The organism is Leptolyngbya sp. NIES-2104 (assembly GCF_001485215.1).
In the GTDB taxonomy this organism is placed as follows: Bacteria; Cyanobacteriota; Cyanobacteriia; order Leptolyngbyales; family Leptolyngbyaceae; genus Leptolyngbya.
This window is the reverse complement of record NZ_BBWW01000001.1, coordinates 2,707,167-2,724,899: the sequence shown is the minus strand read 5'-3', so window position 1 is coordinate 2,724,899 and position 17,733 is coordinate 2,707,167. Positions and strand designations below refer to the sequence as shown.

The 17,733-nt window shown below is 46.2% G+C and carries 22 protein-coding genes; 15 read left to right on the top strand and 7 right to left on the bottom strand.

What is annotated here, in order from left to right; all coding sequences use genetic code 11:
• Positions 1-6: 6 nt before the first annotated feature.
• The gene (locus NIES2104_RS12695) at positions 7-453 is read left to right on the top strand and encodes a DUF3598 family protein (protein WP_058998551.1); all 447 of its coding nucleotides are present in this window, start codon (positions 7-9) and stop codon (positions 451-453) included.
• Here NIES2104_RS12695 and NIES2104_RS12690 read toward each other — a convergent pair.
• A complete protein-coding gene (locus NIES2104_RS12690) occupies positions 450-1,286 on the bottom strand; it encodes a DUF4437 domain-containing protein (RefSeq protein WP_202815056.1) in 837 nt (278 codons plus the stop codon). The genes NIES2104_RS12695 and NIES2104_RS12690 overlap by 4 nt on opposite strands.
• A 53-nt stretch (positions 1,287-1,339) precedes the next feature.
• Between NIES2104_RS12690 and NIES2104_RS12685 the strand changes: the two genes are divergently transcribed.
• Positions 1,340-2,347, top strand: coding sequence for a zinc-binding dehydrogenase (locus NIES2104_RS12685; RefSeq protein WP_058998549.1), 1,008 nt, complete (start codon positions 1,340-1,342; stop codon positions 2,345-2,347).
• Positions 2,348-2,363: 16 nt separating this feature from the next.
• On the top strand, positions 2,364-2,762 hold the full coding sequence (locus tag NIES2104_RS12680; protein ID WP_263970951.1) for a nuclear transport factor 2 family protein: 399 nt from the start codon (positions 2,364-2,366) through the stop codon (positions 2,760-2,762).
• Here the strand turns inward: NIES2104_RS12680 and NIES2104_RS12675 are convergent.
• Entirely contained in the window at positions 2,759-3,559 is an 801-nt protein-coding gene (locus tag NIES2104_RS12675; protein ID WP_058998547.1) for an aspartyl/asparaginyl beta-hydroxylase domain-containing protein, read from the bottom strand. The genes NIES2104_RS12680 and NIES2104_RS12675 overlap by 4 nt on opposite strands.
• A 51-nt stretch (positions 3,560-3,610) precedes the next feature.
• Between NIES2104_RS12675 and NIES2104_RS12670 the strand changes: the two genes are divergently transcribed.
• From NIES2104_RS12670 to NIES2104_RS12640, 7 genes are all read left to right on the top strand, one after another.
• On the top strand, positions 3,611-5,092 hold the full coding sequence (locus NIES2104_RS12670; protein WP_058998546.1) for a dihydroorotase family protein: 1,482 nt from the start codon (positions 3,611-3,613) through the stop codon (positions 5,090-5,092).
• Positions 5,093-5,190: 98 nt separating this feature from the next.
• Positions 5,191-6,015, top strand: coding sequence for an endonuclease/exonuclease/phosphatase family protein (locus tag NIES2104_RS12665; protein ID WP_058998545.1), 825 nt, complete (start codon positions 5,191-5,193; stop codon positions 6,013-6,015).
• A gap of 8 nt (positions 6,016-6,023) precedes the next feature.
• Positions 6,024-7,466 (top strand): cardiolipin synthase, encoded by a 1,443-nt coding sequence (gene cls, locus NIES2104_RS12660; protein WP_058998544.1) that lies wholly within the window; start codon positions 6,024-6,026, stop codon positions 7,464-7,466.
• A 70-nt stretch (positions 7,467-7,536) separates the two neighbouring features.
• Positions 7,537-7,776 (top strand): hypothetical protein, encoded by a 240-nt coding sequence (locus NIES2104_RS12655; RefSeq protein ID WP_058998543.1) that lies wholly within the window; start codon positions 7,537-7,539, stop codon positions 7,774-7,776.
• Positions 7,773-8,225, top strand: coding sequence for an HNH endonuclease (locus tag NIES2104_RS12650; protein ID WP_058998542.1), 453 nt, complete (start codon positions 7,773-7,775; stop codon positions 8,223-8,225). Before NIES2104_RS12655 ends, NIES2104_RS12650 begins: the two co-directional genes overlap by 4 nt.
• A 79-nt stretch (positions 8,226-8,304) precedes the next feature.
• Positions 8,305-10,731: a U32 family peptidase gene (locus tag NIES2104_RS12645; protein ID WP_058998541.1), complete on the top strand. Its 2,427-nt coding sequence runs from the start codon at positions 8,305-8,307 to the stop codon at positions 10,729-10,731.
• Between the two features lie 121 nt (positions 10,732-10,852).
• Positions 10,853-11,167 (top strand): hypothetical protein, encoded by a 315-nt coding sequence (locus tag NIES2104_RS12640; RefSeq protein WP_058998540.1) that lies wholly within the window; start codon positions 10,853-10,855, stop codon positions 11,165-11,167.
• A 21-nt stretch (positions 11,168-11,188) separates the two neighbouring features.
• On the opposite strand, the gene NIES2104_RS33415 is transcribed toward NIES2104_RS12640, so the two are convergent.
• From NIES2104_RS33415 to NIES2104_RS12625, 4 genes are read right to left on the bottom strand one after another with little or no spacing between them, the layout of a single operon-like run.
• Complete coding sequence (locus tag NIES2104_RS33415) at positions 11,189-11,497, bottom strand: DUF2887 domain-containing protein (RefSeq protein ID WP_063270206.1); 309 nt, start codon at positions 11,495-11,497, stop codon at positions 11,189-11,191.
• Complete coding sequence (locus tag NIES2104_RS30810; RefSeq protein ID WP_063270205.1) at positions 11,487-11,978, bottom strand: DUF2887 domain-containing protein; 492 nt, start codon at positions 11,976-11,978, stop codon at positions 11,487-11,489. Before NIES2104_RS30810 ends, NIES2104_RS33415 begins: the two co-directional genes overlap by 11 nt.
• 38 nt (positions 11,979-12,016) lie before the next feature.
• A complete protein-coding gene (locus NIES2104_RS12630; RefSeq protein ID WP_058998539.1) occupies positions 12,017-12,697 on the bottom strand; it encodes a cysteine hydrolase family protein in 681 nt (226 codons plus the stop codon).
• A 6-nt stretch (positions 12,698-12,703) separates the two neighbouring features.
• Positions 12,704-13,468: a hypothetical protein gene (locus NIES2104_RS12625; protein WP_058998538.1), complete on the bottom strand. Its 765-nt coding sequence runs from the start codon at positions 13,466-13,468 to the stop codon at positions 12,704-12,706.
• A gap of 215 nt (positions 13,469-13,683) precedes the next feature.
• Between NIES2104_RS12625 and phoU the strand changes: the two genes are divergently transcribed.
• Entirely contained in the window at positions 13,684-14,355 is a 672-nt protein-coding gene (gene phoU, locus NIES2104_RS12620; RefSeq protein ID WP_058998537.1) for a phosphate signaling complex protein PhoU, read from the top strand.
• A gap of 79 nt (positions 14,356-14,434) precedes the next feature.
• Here phoU and ribE read toward each other — a convergent pair whose 3' ends face one another.
• Positions 14,435-15,097, bottom strand: a complete 663-nt coding sequence (gene ribE / locus NIES2104_RS12615) for a riboflavin synthase (RefSeq protein WP_058998536.1) — start codon at positions 15,095-15,097, stop codon at positions 14,435-14,437.
• 351 nt (positions 15,098-15,448) lie between these two features.
• On the opposite strand from ribE, the gene NIES2104_RS12605 reads away from it, so the two are divergent.
• Genes NIES2104_RS12605 through NIES2104_RS30805 form a run of 4 tightly spaced genes read left to right on the top strand, consistent with a single transcriptional unit; the run spans position 15,449 to position 17,580 of the window.
• Entirely contained in the window at positions 15,449-15,955 is a 507-nt protein-coding gene (locus NIES2104_RS12605; protein WP_058998534.1) for a bifunctional nuclease family protein, read from the top strand.
• Between the two features lie 8 nt (positions 15,956-15,963).
• Positions 15,964-17,058 carry an aldo/keto reductase gene (locus NIES2104_RS12600; RefSeq protein ID WP_058998533.1) on the top strand — a complete coding sequence of 365 codons (1,095 nt, stop codon included), beginning with the start codon at positions 15,964-15,966 and terminating at the stop codon, positions 17,056-17,058.
• A gap of 29 nt (positions 17,059-17,087) precedes the next feature.
• Complete coding sequence (locus tag NIES2104_RS12595) at positions 17,088-17,348, top strand: type II toxin-antitoxin system HicB family antitoxin (RefSeq protein WP_059001697.1); 261 nt, start codon at positions 17,088-17,090, stop codon at positions 17,346-17,348.
• On the top strand, positions 17,326-17,580 hold the full coding sequence (locus NIES2104_RS30805; RefSeq protein ID WP_072218060.1) for a type II toxin-antitoxin system HicA family toxin: 255 nt from the start codon (positions 17,326-17,328) through the stop codon (positions 17,578-17,580). The genes NIES2104_RS12595 and NIES2104_RS30805 overlap by 23 nt, the downstream gene beginning before the upstream one ends.
• Positions 17,581-17,733: the final 153 nt, after the last annotated feature.

The window sequence follows — 17,733 nt, the reverse complement described above, 5'->3', positions numbered from 1 at the left end:
GTAACTATGGAAAGTATTCGTCAGGCAATGCCCGTACTCGCTCGACATGAAGGTGATTGGATTGGAACTTATACGCTGATCGATTGCGATGGAAATGTGCTCGATCGACATCGATCGCATTTAACCTGTGAATTTCCGACAGATAACCCTTCCACGTACCATCAAACCAATCGCTACACCTGGGACAATGGCAAACAAGAAGAACATCGATTTCCAGGCTTGTACTGCGATAAAAAGGTTTGGTTTGACACCGATCGAATCAAAGGTCACGCTTGGGAAATTGATGATGCCACCCTGATTCTTTATTTTGCTTACAAAACGGTTCCAGACTTCTACCTCTACGAAATGATTCAAATCAGTCCGTGTAACAATCATCGAGCGCGAACCTGGCACTGGTTCAAAAACAATCAAATCTTTCAGCGCACAGTGATTCAAGAAGAGCGACAACATTAATCGGTATAAGGTAAAACGGCTCCGCTGCGCGATAAATCTCGATCGACGCGAATAAAGAACAAGCTCCCTTCTGCTGAAATGTGTCTGGGAACCGTACTGAAACTCGGACAGTAGCCAAAGTGATGTTTGGCGAATCGATACTTTCCCATATCGCAATGTCCGCCTAAGCCGTAAACCTCCTCGTTATACAACTGAATCATCGCTTGCTGGCTGTCATAGTGAGGCAGAAGTGCGAGTAGCCACACCCCACCACCGTTTGCTGCTTTTCTCAGCCATTTCTTGCTGGCTGCGGCAAACTGCATTGTATCTGTTCTGCTCCAAGGTAGCAGTGTACTATCCAAAACCGGAATAAACTGATCGAGACTTGCTGCTGAATCATGCGGCAAATCTTGATACTGGAGTCGATCGTTTTCCATCCACAGTAGTTCGACTGCTTCACCGTTGAGCGCTTTCCACGGACCAACTCTGACCCCTGCTGGAATAAACGAGTAACCGTGTTTGCTCAGCTTCCACGCTCCGACCTGAACGGTACCGCTCAGCACAAAAATTTCTAAATCCGCTGTGAATCTGCCTGCTGGAAGCTCAAATCGATCAGCAAGCAAAACCTTGGTCGTTGATGCGCCATGCTCGTGCCAACTCAGCAATTGATGAGTTGCCGCGATCGACGATTTAGATAGTCCATCAATCTGCCAGGGTTGTTGAGGAATCCGCTGTGTATCAAAAAACTGATATTGCTGCGGAAGCTCTGCTAAAGCCACCGTCCGCCCCGATAAGTTCATCCGGCTTTGACCTGTTCCACCCCAATCTTCTGCCCCTAAAACATTCTGGTTCAAGCTTTGACCTCTAAACAGTTATGATCATTAACACATTGTATGGTGGAATCACTATGCACTCTCGAACTTACAAAAAGCTGATTGCTCAGCGATTAAGCGATGATTTTCGCTCAGCGATCGCGCTGACTGAACTATCCATTCCCGATCCGGAACCAGATCAAGTCGTGATCAAAAATCACTATGCTGGGATCAATGCTGGATTTGATACCTTACTCTGTCGCGGTCAAGTTCCTTACACACAGCTTACGCCGCCGTTTGATCTCGGAGTCGAAGCGGTCGGCGTAGTAGTTGCGATCGGAAAAAATGTTCACACGCTGCAAATTGGGGATGCGGTTGCAACGACGATTCGCGGTGGTGGATATCGAGAGTATCAAGCGATCGCAGCAAATCTAGCCGTTAAAATTCGCGCTTCGATTCCCGAAATTCTAACGCTGATGCCGACGGGAACAAGCGCGATCGTCGCCTTGGAAAACGTCGGAGAAATGACGAGCGGGGAAGTCATTCTCATTACTGCTGCTGCTGGGGGAATTGGTCACATTGCGGTGCAGCTTGCGAAAATTGCTGGAAATCATGTGATTGGGGTGTGTGGTTCAGAGACGAAAGTGGAATTGCTGAAACGATTGAACTGCGATCGCATCGTGAACTATCGCACTGAATCACTCGATACCGTTCTCGCCCAAGAATATCCCAATGGCATCAATCTTGTATTCGACTGTGTTGGTAAACAAGTGTTTGATACTTGCGTGAATCATTTAGCAATCCGAGGAAGATTCGTTGTTGTTGGGTTTATTTCCGAATATGCGAATGATTTAGAAGCCGTAATGCAGCCTCGAATCTATCAGAAATTGTTTTGGAAATCTGCTTCGGTGCGCGGGTTTTTGATGCCGCATTTCTTAGAATATGCTGAAGCAGGACGCGATCGCTTACTCGATTTGTTTTACGCAGGCAGATTGAAAGTAATTGTTGACCCTACCGTATTTCAAGGCGTTGAGTCGATTCCGGATGCGGTCGAGTATCTTCTTAGCGGTCAGAACTGTGGCAAAGTTGTTGTAAAGTTTTAGCCTTCACAATACTAAAATGATGACTCAAGACTCTGGTAATACATTAGCCATTGCACGTCAAGCCTTCGCCCATTTTGAACAGGGACTTGCAACCGGAGATTGGCAAGCTTTTTTCGAGCTGCTGACCGATGATTTTTCGTTCTGGTTTCCGATCGGCAAATTTTCCGGCTTGAATGTCGGCAAAGCACGAGCGATCGAGTTTTTCAGCTACGTCTCTGAAGTGTACGATCAAGGATTGAAGTTAACGGTCGATCGCGTCACGAGCAACGAAACTACCGTTGTGTTTGAATTTCGCGATGAAGGACTGATGCGGGGAGAACCTTACAAAAATCGCGTTGCCGTCTCGTTTGATGTGCGAGGCGATAAAATTTGTGGCTATCGAGAATATCTCGGCAGCGATGGCAAATCAAACTAAACGCCCAAAGCTTTGTCCCACTCCAATTGATGGCTTAAACCATACTTGATAAAGTCTTCGGGCTTCGCTTTGTCATTTTTACCGAACACGCCCAAACTATACGGATTCTCTTCAAGCCTTTGTTTGACTTGTTCTTGTTCAAATCGAACTAAAGTTTCTCTCGGTTGATCAGTCTTGAAGAAATCCACAACTAGCACCGTTCTTTCTTTGTCTGTATAGTTATGCGGACAGTGTGGATAGCTATGATCGAGCACCATAAATTCGCCTTCATGCCAAAACAGGGTGTCATGGCAAATCTTCATCGCAATGTCCCCTTCTGGTACAATCAAGCCGAGATAGCCGCGATTCATGTGCGGATTGTAATTGACGTGCAGCTTGACATCTAATCCGGGTAGAAAAGTGCCGAAATAGACATTTCTGAGCATCCCATGATCGGATGAGTTTACCTTGTCGATCGCGTCTGACAACCGCCAAAAGTACCGCTTCCTTAACTCAAAGACTTGCTTTGCAACATCCTGTAACTCACCGTGCGGATAGTTAATCTGATGAGCTTCAATGTATTGTTCAATAAACATTCCTTGAAATAACACACCAAACGCACTATATTTCGACTGACCTTTGGTTTTAATCGTGTTACTTTTCGGTCCCATCACACTCAGAGCAAACTCGATTTCCTCCGGAGTTGCGTTCTGTCTAAATGCAGTAAATTCGTCGCGAATCTGCTGCCAATTTTCCTGAAGAAGATTGAGGAAAGGAAACTGTTTGGGATCTAAGTGATACTCATTAAACTGTTTCATTGTTTTTTCTCCTAAATTCCCCTCATTCTAATTGATGTTGTAGGAGCTATCGTGACTGAACCTCTAGCGCTAGATAGACTGATCAAAAATGTGCGAGTTGTTCGCCCAAACCAGTCTGAAATCGTGCGTTCCGATGTGGGCATTAGGAATGGCAAATTCGCTGAAATCGCACTCGAAATTGATGCTGATCGAGCTAAAGAAGTAATCGATGCCCAAAATCTACTGGGATTTCCGGGTGTGGTTGATGCTCACATGCACATTGGAATCTATCAACCGCTCGAACAAGATGCGATCGCAGAAAGTAAAGCTGCTGCAATGGGAGGAGTCACGACCAGCTTAAACTACATTCGCACTGGTCAATACTATCTGAACAAGGGTGGCTCTTATAAAGACTTTTTTCCAGAGGTATTGTCTCGATCGACAGGTCACTTTTTTGTAGATTATAGCTATCACATTGCACCGATTAGCGCTCAGCACATTGATGAAATGCAGTGGTTATTCGAGCAATATGGAGTTGCTTCGTTCAAGATTTTTATGTTCTATGGCGGTTACGGTCTACACGGTCTTTCTGAGCAGCAAAATCTATTTCTGATGATCAACAAAGAAGAACGGTACGATTTTGCTCACTTTGAATTCATCATGCGTAGTCTGTCTCAGTTGCAAGAACGCTACCCGAATAATGCCATTAGTCTCAGTTTGCATTGTGAAGTCGCGGATATTCTCAATGCTTACACCAAGATTGTTCAACAAGACTCGACGCTGACGGGGTTGAGTGCTTATAGTGCGGCTCGTCCTCCCCATGCTGAAGGGCTTGCAGTTTGTATTGCATCTTATCTCGCTCACGAAACAAACTGTATCAACATCAATCTACTGCATCTTAGTTCTCGAAAAGCGATCGAAGCTGCCCTGATGATGCAAACGATCTTTCCGCAAATCCAGTTCAAGCGAGAAGTCACGGTCGGTCACTTGCTGCTTGATGTGGATGCTCCGACTGGAAAATGGGCGAAAGTGAATCCGCCGATTCGACCGCGATCGGATGTTGAATTTTTGTGGAACGCAGTGCTACAGAATCAGATCGATTGGATTGTGAGTGATCATGCTTGCTGTTCGGCTGAGCAGAAAGTTAGCCCTCAAGATCCGGAGAATATCTGGCTTGCCAAGTCAGGATTTGGCGGAACAGAGTATCTCTTATCTGGAATCATCAGTGAAGGCAGCAAGCGAGGTCTGTCATACAATCACATGGCAAAGCTGCTCGCTTGGAATCCAGCGCAACGATTCGGCTTATTGCAAAAAGGAGACATTGCGATCGGTTATGATGCGGATCTCGTTCTCGTCGATCCCAATGAAACTTTTGTCGTTCATGCGGCTGAATCAGAATCGAAACAGGGTTACACGCCGTTTGAAGGAATGGAGCTAACCGGACGAGTCAAGCAAACCTTTTTACGCGGACACTTGATTTACGATCGGGGTCAGGTTCTAGGAAATCCACAAGGACAGTACTTGAAGCGTTCATCCAGCTTCAAGACGAACTAGAGACTGCATCAAGCGTTCCTCTTCATTTCGATTAAAGATTCGTTAACTTGTATTAAGGAGTAAGATAGGTTTGCACACGGTTGCATCTGGAATCAACTATGTCCAAGTTGGAAACTGGCTTCGCAGGAAATTCTTCCCTAAGAAATTTACTGCCGCTGTACCGATTCGTTCGCACCGATGAAACCGTTTTTCATCATCATCACGCCCAAACCGCTCCGCTGAATGAAAAAGCGATTCGGGTACTGAATTGGAACATCGCCAAAAACAATGACAGTAGCACCTGGCAACGCGACTTTGATTGGATGCTCGATCGCTATTGTCCGGATCTGATTTTTCTTCAAGAATTCAGCCTGTGTGCCCGCACGAAGAATTTCAAACTGGCAGAATTAAGCTGGAGTTTTGCCCCTAATTTTATTGATCAATATCACAACGTTTATGCAGGCGTTCTGAGCGCTTCACGATCGACCTCGATTAATCACCGCGCCCTAGTCACCGAACACTTTGAGCCTGTCTCGAACACACCCAAAGTTTCCTTAGTCACAGAACACCCGTTGGGACTGGGAAGCTTGATGACCATTAATTCTCATTTGATTAACTTTGTTGATTTAGAGAAGTTTAAGGCACAGCTAAGGGAACTGGAAAACGCGATCGCACAACATACCGGAGCGATCATCTTTTCAGGAGATTTCAACACATGGAATCGATCTCGGTGGCAGATGCTTGATAAGATGACGCGCAGGCTCGGTTTATCGAGAGCAGAGTTTCCCGAAACAGATGCTCAAAATATCAAGCGATTTTTGTTGTCTCCACCGCTCGATCATATTTTCTATCGCGGCTTGCGGCAGAACGCTCTTCAAGCGTGTGTTCTCGATCACATTCAATCGTCTGATCATAAACCGATGCTAGTTGAGTTTCATCTTTGAGTTAAGCCATGCTGAGCGTCGGTGGTTCCGTTCGTATCTTTAGCATTGTCACAGTTGTTGTTCATCTCTTAGGCGTGATTAATGCGGCTCATGCCGTCATGAATGTGCGATCGTCGCGGGGTGCGGTTGCTTGGAGTATTTCGCTGCTGACGTTTCCTTGGTTGGCGATTCCGCTGTACTGGGTTCTGGGACGCAATCGATTTTACGGCTATGCGGAAGCCCTTCACGCCGCTTATGTCGAACATAATACCTTAGCTCAACAGGTTTATCAGGAAGCTTTAGAGTACAAAACAGATTTACCCAAAGCATTCATTTCACTGCAACAATTAGCAGAATCGTTAGCGACGATTCCATTCACAACAGGGAATCGTTTTGAATTGTTGCTAGACGGAAAAGAAACGTTTAAGGCAATGCTAACGGCAATCCGAGAAGCAACCGATTATGTTTTACTTCAGACTTATACCTTAGATGATGATGAGATTGGCAATGAATTCTGCAAAGTACTCATCCAGAAAGCAAAACAGGGTGTTCGAGTTTATTTGCTATATGACGGAATTGGAACACGGGGATTAGCTCGATCGTATTTACGATCAATGCGTCAAGTTGGGATTAAAGTCAAACCTTTCAAAAGCACCAAAGGACGAGGAAATCGCTGGCAAATTAACTTCCGTAATCACCGGAAAATTCTGATTGTCGATGGTGCGATCGGCTTTGTGGGTGGATTAAATATTGCTGATGAGTACCTCGGCTACAAACCGCCCTTAAGTCCGTGGCGAGATACTCATATGAGAGTGCAAGGAACGGCTGTCAAATGTTTACAGGGCAGCTTTTTAGGCGACTGGTTTTGGGCAACTCGTAAGCTTCCTGAAGTCAACTGGAACATTGATCCAAAGCCGGAATTTAATCAAACCGCGTTAGTATTTCCGACCGGACCTGCCGATCATGTTCCGGCTTGCACAATGTTCTTTGTGAATGCGATTAATCAAGCAAAATCGCGGCTCTGGATCGCTAGTCCGTATTTTGTGCCCGATGACTCGATCGCGACAGCGCTCAAACTCGCTGCAATCCGGGGGGTCGATGTGCGAATTTTACTGCCGAATCGTCCCGACCATTTCATGGTCTATTTCTGTGCGTTTTCGTATTACAACGAGATGGAAACAGCGGGTGTGAAAATCTATCGATATCAGCCTGGATTTATGCACCAGAAAGTGATTTTGATCGATGATGCGATCGCGGGAGTTGGAACGGTGAATTTTGATAATCGATCGTTTCTACTGAACTTTGAAGTGATGGTGTTTGTGCTGGATCAAATCTTTGTGCGATCGGTTGAAAAAATGCTCGAAGACGATCTAGAACTCTGCAAAATCGTTGAACCTGGAGATTATCAGAAGCGATCGCTTTTATTTCGCTTGATTGCCCGAATTGCGCGATTGTTTGCTCCGATTTTGTGAGATTGGACTCTTGGACTATAATCTTTCAGAATCGATTACGATCAGAGCACAACATTACTGATATCCAACAATGGTTACAGAATTGATGGTTCAGCCGTCTTCATGGGTGGAAACAGGCATTACTGTAGAAACTGTAAGAGGCTTGAAGCTATTTAAATTTACCGAAGAACTACAGAATCGTTTTGAAGAACTGATTGCTTTATACAAACAAGAACAACTTACAGACGAACAACTAGCGGAACTAAAAGGACTAGCAGAGCTTGATCGAATTTTTACCTTACTTAATGCTCGCACGATCGCAGGTTCATGACCATTAACGCTTCAACTCGTCGAATTGTTCGTCAGCGGGCAAATCACTTATGCGAATATTGCCATTCTTCGGAAGAGGCAAGTACAACTCGATTCACACTTGATCACCGTCAGCCCAAATCTTTAGAAGGCTCGGATGATGTTGATAATTTAGTTTTGGCGTGTCACCGATGTAATATGCGGCGCTACAATTTTACGGCAGGTACTGATCGAGAGACAGGTTGCACTGTGCCTTTGTTTAATCCTAGATTGCAGTTGTGGTCTGAGCATTTTTCTTGGTCTGCGGACGGTTTGAGAATTGTAGGACTTACAGCTATTGGGAGAGCAACTTGTGATCGGCTCGACATGAACGATGATGAGCATGATGAGGGTTCAATTATTGGCGCTCGTCGTTTGTGGATACGAGGAGGATGGCATCCACCTCAAGATGATCCAATTCTGCCAGATTAGCGATCGTGCATTTGCAATTCTCAAACCGATGTAATTCGCTAGAATGCTAGATTGAAATCTGCTCTGATGCGAAAAAGCGATGACAACTCCGGAACTACTTGCTCCTGCGGGAAATTGGGAATGTGCAAAAGCCGCGATCGAGAACGGCGCAGACGCGATTTACTTCGGGTTAGATCGGTTTAATGCCCGCATGAGAGCAGAAAACTTTACAGAATCTGATCTGCCAGAGTTGATGGAATTTCTACACTGGCGGGGTGTGAAAGGTTACGTCACGTTAAATACGCTAATCTTTCAGAATGAATTAGCAGAAGTAGAACAATATTTACGATCGATTATCAGTTCTGGTGTCGATGCGGTGATTGTTCAAGACATCGGAATTTGTCGTCTGATCCGGCATTTATCCCCAGATTTTCCGATTCATGGTTCAACTCAAATGACGGTCACAAGTGCAGCAGGCGTTGAGTTTGCAAAATCACTGGGCTGTCAATTGGTTGTGTTAGCGCGGGAATGTTCGATCAAAGAAATTAATAAGATTCAGCAGCAATTAAGCGATCGTAATGTGACTCTGCCGCTCGAAGTGTTTGTGCATGGTGCGTTGTGTGTGGCGTATTCGGGGCAGTGTTTGACCAGTGAGGCTTTAGGGGGGCGATCGGCAAATCGAGGAGAATGCGCTCAAGCTTGCCGGATGCCGTATGAGTTGATTTCTGATGGAGAAACGGTCAATCTAGGCGATCGACGTTATTTGCTCAGTCCTCAAGATTTGGCAGGCTTGGAAGTTTTACCGGAACTTGTGCGATCGGGGGTCACTTGTCTCAAAATCGAAGGACGGTTAAAAGCTCCTGAATACGTGGCGAATGTCACCAGAGTTTATCGAACTGCACTCGATCGAGCAATTACTGATGTGAATGCTGAACAATACAACTTAGAAATGGCGTTCTCACGCGGTTTACACACTGGATGGTTTGAAGGGATTAACAATCAAGAATTAGTTCACGCTCGATTTGGGAAAAAACGCGGTGTTTATCTCGGTGAAGTGATCGATATTCGTCGGGAGCAAATTACGATCGCATCCAAAGCACCTGTAAAACCCGGTGATGGCGTTGTGTTTGATGCGGGACATCCAGAGGCCAAAGAAGAAGGCGGACGAATTTATGCGGTCGATCGACAAAACGGTAAAACAATCCTCACCTTCGGACGCGATCAGCTAAATTTGCGGCGAATTAGTATCGGAGATTTACTCTGGAAAACGAGCGATCCGGATCTCGATCGCCAAATTCGCCAAACCTACGCAGGCGATCAACCGAGATTTCAAAGACCGATCGAGATCGAAATTTATGGTGAGATTGGAGAGAAATTAACTGCGATCGCTAGAGATACGAGTGGACATATTACCTGCATTGAATCTGAAATGCCGCTTGTTGAGGCGCATTCTAAACCTTTAACATCCGAGCGATTGCAAGAACAATTTGGACGGCTGGGAAATACACCGTTTAAGCTTGGGAAGCTAGAGAATCATCTCAACGGAGCAGCAATGATTCCGATGAGTGAGATGAATCGAATGCGGCGGGAAATTGTCGATCAACTAGAACAGTTACGTATTCAGCCAAAACAATGGACGCTCAACGAGAATCAAACATTTACAGACTTGCTACCAGAGCGAACATCGCAAGTTCAAACACCAGAGTTAATCATTCTTGTTCGCAATCTCAAACAATTAGAAACAGTATTGAAAACCGGAGTTCAAACTGTTTACTGTGAATTTGAAGATCCTCGCACCTATCGCCAAGCTGTTGAACTTACGCGGCGCTCTTCAGATGCAGCGATCTGGGTAGCACCTCCGAGAATTACGAAGCCAAATGAACAATGGATCTTAGAGCAAGTTCGTCGATCGAATGCCGACGGTTACTTAGTCCGAAACTATGATCACTTGAAGTATTTTGAGCAAGATAGAAAGCTCGGTGATTTCTCACTCAACGTTGCCAACGCCATCACAGCACATTACTTCAAGCAGTTTGGTTTAGAGCGTCTCACTGCTTCTTATGATCTCAATGTCGAACAACTCACGCATCTGATCAAAAGCTGTCCCTCTGATTGGTTTGAAATCACGATTCACCAACACATTCCGATGTTTCACATGGAGCACTGTGTTTTCTGTGCATTTCTCTCAGAAGGAACCGACTTTACCAATTGTGGGCGACCTTGTGAAAAACACGAAGTAAAATTACGCGATCGTACCAGAATCGAACATGTTCTTCACGCTGATGCAGGTTGCCGAAACACGGTCTTCAACGGAACGGCACAAACTGGAGCGGAATTTGTTCACTCTCTATTACAGTGCGGCGTACAACGCTTTCGAGTCGAATTTCTGAATGAATCGAGCAATCAGATCGTGCAAACAATCGATCGATATCGTCAACTTCTAAACAGTGAGATTACAGGCGCACAACTCTGGCGCGATTTGAAACTACAAAACCAACTCGGAGTCACACGCGGAACACTCAGCTAGACTATAAGTTTTTCTCAATCATTTATCTTGGTGCTTCTGTCCTGTGATAGACGGAGATGCGATCACAAATCTCGTAAGATTGCCACGAACGCAAATTCATTATTATGTTGGAGGACTTTATATGAAACGTCTAGTCGTGCGAGTATTGGCAGTTTTATTTGTAGGTTTGATGTCTTGGACAGGTTTCTTCACGCCTGCCTATGCTGAAGTTTCCTTGCAACCTCCTGGAAGCGAAGCAGTGATCAGCCCGGATGGAGAACAATACGACAGCCGCCAAGAAGCTTACGAAAAAGCAATCCAAGCTGCTAAAGATCCGAATGGTTTAGAAAAAGAGTACGAAAAGGATATCAAAATCTTTAAGAAAGAGAATCCGGATCAAGCAAACTTGATTGAAAAAGCAGAAGCAGCCGTTGAGAAAGTTGTCGGCGACAAGTAGCTTCTTTTGCAAGACGAATGCTTACTGGTATTCGTCTTGCTCTAGCTGAGATTGTAGGGTTTGAATTTCGGTGACGGATAGTTCTGTAGCTTGAGCGATCGCTTCGATCGAGAGTCCTTGGCGAAGTAAATTAATCGCGATTTCTTGCGATCGCTCCTGTTTTGCTTCTCGATACATTCTTGTATCCTCGATTCGATATCCCATCATTGCATCTATCTCCTGCCGTGAAAGAGTTGTGAACTTATAAACCAGAATTCGACCAATAATATCTATTATGCCTTGTCGAATTGGTAGTGCTGTAATCTCTTGATCCGCCCGCTCAACTAGCATTCTTGCTTTTTCCGGTGTTTCGGGATTCTGCTGTAATTGTTAGCACCATTGCTGCAATTCCTAACGGCAATTCTTCCATTGAACCAAGTTCATCTAGGTATACTCGATGCACCTGATCGCTGTTAATTAATGACCGATAAGGGTGAGAGTTACTCTGTTCGGTTGAGCGAGATGGATAAATGACAACCGCTTGCCAATCCGAGTAGTACTCACGATTACGGTAGAAATAGAGCATTGATTCTCCAAACATCCGCTCGTACAGCCTTTCGTCTTTCTGCATCTGTACTTCAGCAAAAAAGACGGTTCCAGGCGGATCAGCTTCAGGGGGTAAAAATACTCCGTCGATTTCAAATCTTGGCTCTTTTACCGCAACTGATTCAAAGCGATATTGCTGTGACTGTCCAGGTGGATCTTCTAGTAATTCAAACAGCAAGTTGGGCGATTGACGGAATAAAGCATAGAAAATTGAATCTCGTCGCATGAAACGCACTGGAATTAATCTAGTTAAATTGTACTATATTAATTCTCTTTCCACGATCGCAATCCTTCCAACACTTGATCGGTCGTCGCCGTCCAACCCACAATTCCACTCTGCGCCCGTACCATTTCTAACGTCGCTTGCTTAAACTCAGGAAAGTAACTCGCGGTTGCATCCTCAACCAGCAAACACTCATAACCGCGATCGTTCGCCTCTCGCATCGTGGTCTGCACACAGACTTCAGTTGTTACGCCCGCAATCAGTAAATGCGTAACGTTCCGAGCAATCAACTGCACTTCTAAATCAGTACTGTAAAACGCACCTTTTCCCGGTTTCGGAATCAACACCTCTCCGGGAATGGGTGCAAGCTCTGGAATAATCTCGTTTCCAGGTTCTCCTAATACGAGAATTCGCCCAAACTTACCCGGATCACCGATCGCTAAATTTCCCCGACCCCGTTTTAGTTTTGATTGGGGACAATCCGATAAATCCGATCGATGTCCTTCCTGAGTATGAAAGATCGAGAGATTCATCGCTCGACAACCTTCGAGTAGTCGCTTCACCGTCGGTACGATCGCGGTTGCCAGTTCGACATCGTTTCCCAAAGCTTCACCAAATCCGCCCGGTTCAAGAAAATCGCGCTGCATATCAATCACGATCAATGCGATCTCAGACTCGATCGGTAACTCGTACTCGTAAGGTTGTGCGGCAATTGACGGCATAAGTATTTAGAAGGGAATCCCTTGTCCTTTCGACGGTAACGCTTTGAGATAGTGCAGAAATTCGATCAGTTCATCTTCGTCCAATTCAGCACGGGTTTTCTTTCCGTAGGTGTCTTGAAGATACGTGCTTCCTTGTTTCTTTGTCCAGCCAATTCGCTCGATTTCCGTCCCAATTTGCGCGATCGCATCAGATAAATCGATCGGTTCTGGTGCAGGCGGTTCTACTTCATCGTCTTCAAAATCAGGCGTAAACTGTACAGGCTCACGAGTGAACTCGACCGGAGCCGATTTAATTTCCGGCATATCTAAACCAGGAAACGATAACAAATCAGAAACAGGAGCAGGCTCGATCGACTCTTCCTTCTTCTTGCGCGTCATCTTCTTCGGCAGTTCGGGAACGAGCGCTTCAACCGTAGGCAAAGAAATCTCAGGAATTTCAGCCGTCACACTCGGTTCGACTTCTTTTCGGGGTTCCGGTTCCGATCGCGCCGCCACATCAAACGTCGCCGCGCCTCCCGTCGGAGAAATTCCCAACACTTCCATTGCTCTCACCCGCGCCCGATCTTCTGCGACTTCGATTTTGTCAGCGGCAGCCATTCCAGTCGCTATCGTGGTTGATCCGACTTGCACGATCGCTCTCACCACAAATAGTCCATCGTGCACCTGAACCAGTTCTGAAACCAGCGCCCCTTGCGGAAAACGGCTTCGGAGTTGGGCAAATAGACTGTGACCTTGAGAATAAGCAGCGAAAGACTCGTCTGGTGAAAACATGGCGGAATTCGTCGGGATAAGGTTCGCAATCATTATTGTAGAAGTGGTAGGGAGTTTGACTTGAAAGTCTTAGGTTACTAGATCCTGTCCGAAATCGATCGCTCTAAAATGAAAAACATAGAAACGTTTCTTACAACACCTGACTTCCTGGACTTCTGTTGTTATAGTGAAGCGTTCGTTGCCTGTTCCCAGATTTCTCTCGATTGAAAAAATCAATGTTTTATAAAAACGTGCCAGAGGGTCAAGAACCGATACGGGTTCAATTCGAGCGACAGATTAAACGGATTCAGCGCGATGTGTTGCGAATGGGTGCCTTAGTCGAACGCTCTTGCTGTCTAGCACGAGAAGCATTGTTTGAACGCAATCTTGAAGCCGCCGACCAAATTCGCAAACTGGATAAAAAGATCGATCGCCTCTATAAACAGATCGAACTCGATTGCGTCAATACGATCGCACTTCAGTCACCAGTTGCCCAAGATTTAAGATTACTCAGTGCGTTGATGCAGCTTGTCCGAGATTTGGAGCGCATCGGAGACTACGCCCAGAATCTAGGAGATGTTGCAATTCAGCTATTTCCCTATCCTGAATCGCCCCATATGGGACAGATTCGGCAAATGTTCGATCGCTGTCGAGCGATGTTAGCGCTCAGTCTCGAATCGCTGTCCGATCTGAATGCGGAATCGGGGCTAGATGTTCGATCTCGCGATGATATGGTCGATTCAGACTACGAGACACTGTATAACTTGTTAGCACGTCAGCGCGATGTGAAAGGGATGATCGAGCCGATCGTGCTGCAAGTCTTGGTGATTCGTCATTTAGAACGAATGGCAGACCACGCAGCGAATATTGGCAAGCGGGTGGCTTACATTGTCACTGGAAAGCGTTAAAGGTTGTTTAGTCACTGTGGGGCGGGCATCCTGCCTGCCACTGAAATCAGGCAAGATGCCTGCCCCACAGTGATTACTCTCAGAAATATCCATGTTCCGCTAGAAATTCCGTCGAAATACGATCGGGGACTTCCACGCCCGATCGACCTCCGCGCAAAAATTTCTCCACATACTTACCGAGAATATCGCCTTCGAGATTCACCCAATCTCCCGGTTTCAACTCCGATAAATTCGTTTCAGCATAGGTATGAGGAATCACCGCAACCGTAAACCATGACCCATCTGCGGCACAATTCGCGATCGTTAAACTAATCCCGTTCACCGAAATACTTCCCTTCGGCAAAATATATCGAGCCACCTGCTCACTTTCCGTCTTAAATAGAATTTCCCAAGAAGTTGCCGTCTGAGTCGCCGATTCAAACGTGCCAATCCCATCGACATGCCCAGTGACGAAATGCCCGCCAAGCTTGCTTCCCACCCGCAGCGACGTTTCTAGATTGACCGACTTTGCTCCCTCTGCCGATTGCCCCAAGGTCGTCCGGTTCACTGTCTCCGGAGACACATCCGCCACAAATCCATCTTCCGAAATTTCCGTCACGGTGAGGCAGACTCCATCGACCGCGACACTATCGCCAAGCTCCAAACCCTGTAAAACTCCTGCCATCCGCGATCCGGAGATTCTCACCTGCTCAGGATTTAGAATCACCAAGCGCCCGACTGTTTGAACTAATCCTGTAAACACGAGACTTAATCCTTTTTTTGAATCAATCTGAATTTGGGAATCTCTGTCCCCATCCTGGATTCATCAATTTTTGAGAATCCTGATAGACATTCAACCTTAGACAGATTACAGTCTAAAATCACAATAAGGCTTTGTGATTGTTTTATCTTCTTCTCAGAAAATTGATGAAATCGGGAACTCTTCTTCATTTTGTCAAATTCTGAAAGAGATCATTTAGGATCAAGGTCAAACCACAGACCGTAACGGCATCGCTCGACCACAATCCCGCTCCCGGATTTGATCGCTCCGTTGACCGGATGATCGATAAACTCACCACCCTATATATGCTTCCGGAGTTCTAGAGGCTACACCATGATTGAAATGAAGGTTGCGGGCATAGCGTTAGACGCACAGACTCGAAGCCCGATCGTATTGCTCAAAGATGCAACCGATCGACGAGCGCTTCCCATCTATATTGGTCCAGATCAGGCGAAAGCCATTGTCAGCGTTCTGGAAGGTCAAGTGCCGCCGCGCCCCCTCACCCACGATTTGATGGTGAATTTTCTCGAAGCTTGGCAGATGACTGTCGAGAAAGTGATTATTCACTCTTTACAAGATAATACATTCTACGCGGTGTTAATCGTCGCTCACGGCGAGGCTCGTCGTGAGATTGATTCGCGTCCGAGTGATGCGATCGCGATCGCGCTCCGCACGAATAGCCCGATTTGGGTGATGGAAGAAGTGGTCGCAGATGCGTCGATTCCGGTCGATCGCGATGCGGATGAGGCTGAACGCCGAGCGTTTCGAGAGTTCTTATCGAATCTTAGCCCGGATGAACTGATTCAGCGGGGACGATTTAGCAGCGGGGAAGCGCAGTAGTTCATCTGATGCAATATCGCCGATTCGGTCAGACGAATCTTCCTTACTCGATTTTTTCGCTCGGTACGATGCGCTGTTTGTCCTCTCCTCAAGTGATGCAGCAAACCGTAAATCGAGCGATCGAGCTTGGGATTAATCATATTGAAACGGCACGAGGCTACGGGAAAAGCGAGGAATTTCTGGGTTTGGCGTTCAAGGAAGTCGATCGCGATCGATTTTTCTTAACTACAAAACTACCGCCGAGTTTAGATACCGCACAGACCGATCAATGGATTGACGAATCCTTACAGCGGCTTGGAGTGAATTCGATCGACAGTCTTGCCATTCACGGGTTAAACACTTGGGAACATCTTGATTGGGTTGAGAATGGCTGTATTAGGGCGATCAGGAATGCGATCGCAGATAGGCGAGTCCGTCACGTTGGATTTTCCACACATGGATCGCTTGACTTGATTTTGGCAGCGATCAAGACGGACTTATTTGAGTTCGTCAATTTGCATTATTCGTTCTTTTTTCAGCGAAATGAAGCCGCGATCGAGCTTGCCCACCAGAAAGATATGGGCGTTTTTATCATTTCGCCTGCGGATAAAGCGGGAATGCTGCACACACCGCCGCAGACTTTGATCGATTTGTGTGCGCCACTTTCGCCGCTAGAGTTCAATTATCGATTTTTGCTGCGCGATCCGAGAATTACGACTTTGAGTGTTGGAGCGGCGAATCCTGGAGAATTGGATTTGCCGGATTTGGAAGAAGATTTGAGCATTGAAACCGCGATCGATCGGTTGAACGAAAGAAAAGCGATCGACCCTGATCAGTGCAGTCAATGTTACGCCTGCTTACCTTGTCCCGAATCGATCCACATTCCTGAAGTGCTGCGATTGCGAAATTTAGCGACAGCATACGATATGACCAAGTTCGGTGAATATCGTTATCGAATGTTTGAGAATGCGGGGCACTGGTTTCCAGGAAATAAAGCGAATCGGTGTACGGATTGTGGGGAGTGTTTGCCGAGATGTCCTGAGCAGTTGGAGATTCCGAAATTATTGCGCGAGACACACGATCGATTAAACGGTAAACCTGGACGACGCTTGTGGCAGGATTAGAGTTAGAAACAGCAGAAACAGAGAGGAAAATGGTGACTTCAAAAGTTCCAGTCTCAACAGCGAACAAACTCACTCAAACCTTTACCGCAATTCTGCATTGGGAAGAAGATGTGTACGTAGCGGAGTGCCCCGAAGTCGGAACCGCAAGTCAGGGAGAAACGATCGAGGAAGCGCTCTCTAACTTACGCGAAGCAACGGAACTTTATTTAGAGGAGTTTCCGCTACCTGCGATCGCTCGTCGTTTGATTACATCGTTTGAGGTTGCTCATGCCCAAACTACCCAGGGTTAAGGCAACAGAGGTCATTCGAGCATTAGAGCGGCTGGGATTTGAGCAGGTTCGCCAAAAGGGGAGCCATGTAATCTTGAAAAAGCAGATGACTGTTGGAGAAGGAGAAGCACAAAAAACAGTTGAATTGGGATGTGTTGTTCCGCTGCACCAGAAAGACATAGCCGTGGGAACCTTGAGCAACATTCTTAGGCAGGCTGACGTTTCCGTTGAAGAATTTATTCAGAATTTGTAGTCGGGTGAAATGCAGATTCGCCTGAAATGCACGATCGATTAAACAGTGAACCCGGACGGCGATTGTGGCAAGATTAGTGATTTTGCGATCGATCGACGCGAACGATTCCACAAATTGCTGAATGCTTTTCCTTGCTTCATCGCGACGACCGAT

What these genes read in the sequence shown, in the direction of transcription:
- NIES2104_RS12695 (WP_058998551.1), top strand. Translation starts at nt 7, where the DNA reads ATGGAAAGTATTCGTCAGGCAATGCCCGTACTCGCTCGACATGAAGGT.
- NIES2104_RS12685 (WP_058998549.1), top strand. Translation starts at nt 1,340, where the DNA reads ATGCACTCTCGAACTTACAAAAAGCTGATTGCTCAGCGATTAAGCGAT.
- NIES2104_RS12680 (WP_263970951.1), top strand. Translation starts at nt 2,364, where the DNA reads ATGATGACTCAAGACTCTGGTAATACATTAGCCATTGCACGTCAAGCC.
- NIES2104_RS12675 (WP_058998547.1), bottom strand. Translation starts at nt 3,559, where the DNA reads ATGAAACAGTTTAATGAGTATCACTTAGATCCCAAACAGTTTCCTTTC.
- NIES2104_RS12665 (WP_058998545.1), top strand. Translation starts at nt 5,191, where the DNA reads ATGTCCAAGTTGGAAACTGGCTTCGCAGGAAATTCTTCCCTAAGAAAT.
- cls (WP_058998544.1), top strand. Translation starts at nt 6,024, where the DNA reads ATGCTGAGCGTCGGTGGTTCCGTTCGTATCTTTAGCATTGTCACAGTT.
- NIES2104_RS12655 (WP_058998543.1), top strand. Translation starts at nt 7,537, where the DNA reads ATGGTTACAGAATTGATGGTTCAGCCGTCTTCATGGGTGGAAACAGGC.
- NIES2104_RS12650 (WP_058998542.1), top strand. Translation starts at nt 7,773, where the DNA reads ATGACCATTAACGCTTCAACTCGTCGAATTGTTCGTCAGCGGGCAAAT.
- NIES2104_RS12645 (WP_058998541.1), top strand. Translation starts at nt 8,305, where the DNA reads ATGACAACTCCGGAACTACTTGCTCCTGCGGGAAATTGGGAATGTGCA.
- NIES2104_RS12640 (WP_058998540.1), top strand. Translation starts at nt 10,853, where the DNA reads ATGAAACGTCTAGTCGTGCGAGTATTGGCAGTTTTATTTGTAGGTTTG.
- NIES2104_RS33415 (WP_063270206.1), bottom strand. Translation starts at nt 11,497, where the DNA reads ATGCTAGTTGAGCGGGCGGATCAAGAGATTACAGCACTACCAATTCGA.
- NIES2104_RS30810 (WP_063270205.1), bottom strand. Translation starts at nt 11,978, where the DNA reads ATGCGACGAGATTCAATTTTCTATGCTTTATTCCGTCAATCGCCCAAC.
- NIES2104_RS12630 (WP_058998539.1), bottom strand. Translation starts at nt 12,697, where the DNA reads ATGCCGTCAATTGCCGCACAACCTTACGAGTACGAGTTACCGATCGAG.
- NIES2104_RS12625 (WP_058998538.1), bottom strand. Translation starts at nt 13,468, where the DNA reads ATGTTTTCACCAGACGAGTCTTTCGCTGCTTATTCTCAAGGTCACAGT.
- phoU (WP_058998537.1), top strand. Translation starts at nt 13,684, where the DNA reads ATGTTTTATAAAAACGTGCCAGAGGGTCAAGAACCGATACGGGTTCAA.
- NIES2104_RS12605 (WP_058998534.1), top strand. Translation starts at nt 15,449, where the DNA reads ATGATTGAAATGAAGGTTGCGGGCATAGCGTTAGACGCACAGACTCGA.
- NIES2104_RS12600 (WP_058998533.1), top strand. Translation starts at nt 15,964, where the DNA reads ATGCAATATCGCCGATTCGGTCAGACGAATCTTCCTTACTCGATTTTT.
- NIES2104_RS12595 (WP_059001697.1), top strand. Translation starts at nt 17,088, where the DNA reads ATGGTGACTTCAAAAGTTCCAGTCTCAACAGCGAACAAACTCACTCAA.
- NIES2104_RS30805 (WP_072218060.1), top strand. Translation starts at nt 17,326, where the DNA reads ATGCCCAAACTACCCAGGGTTAAGGCAACAGAGGTCATTCGAGCATTA.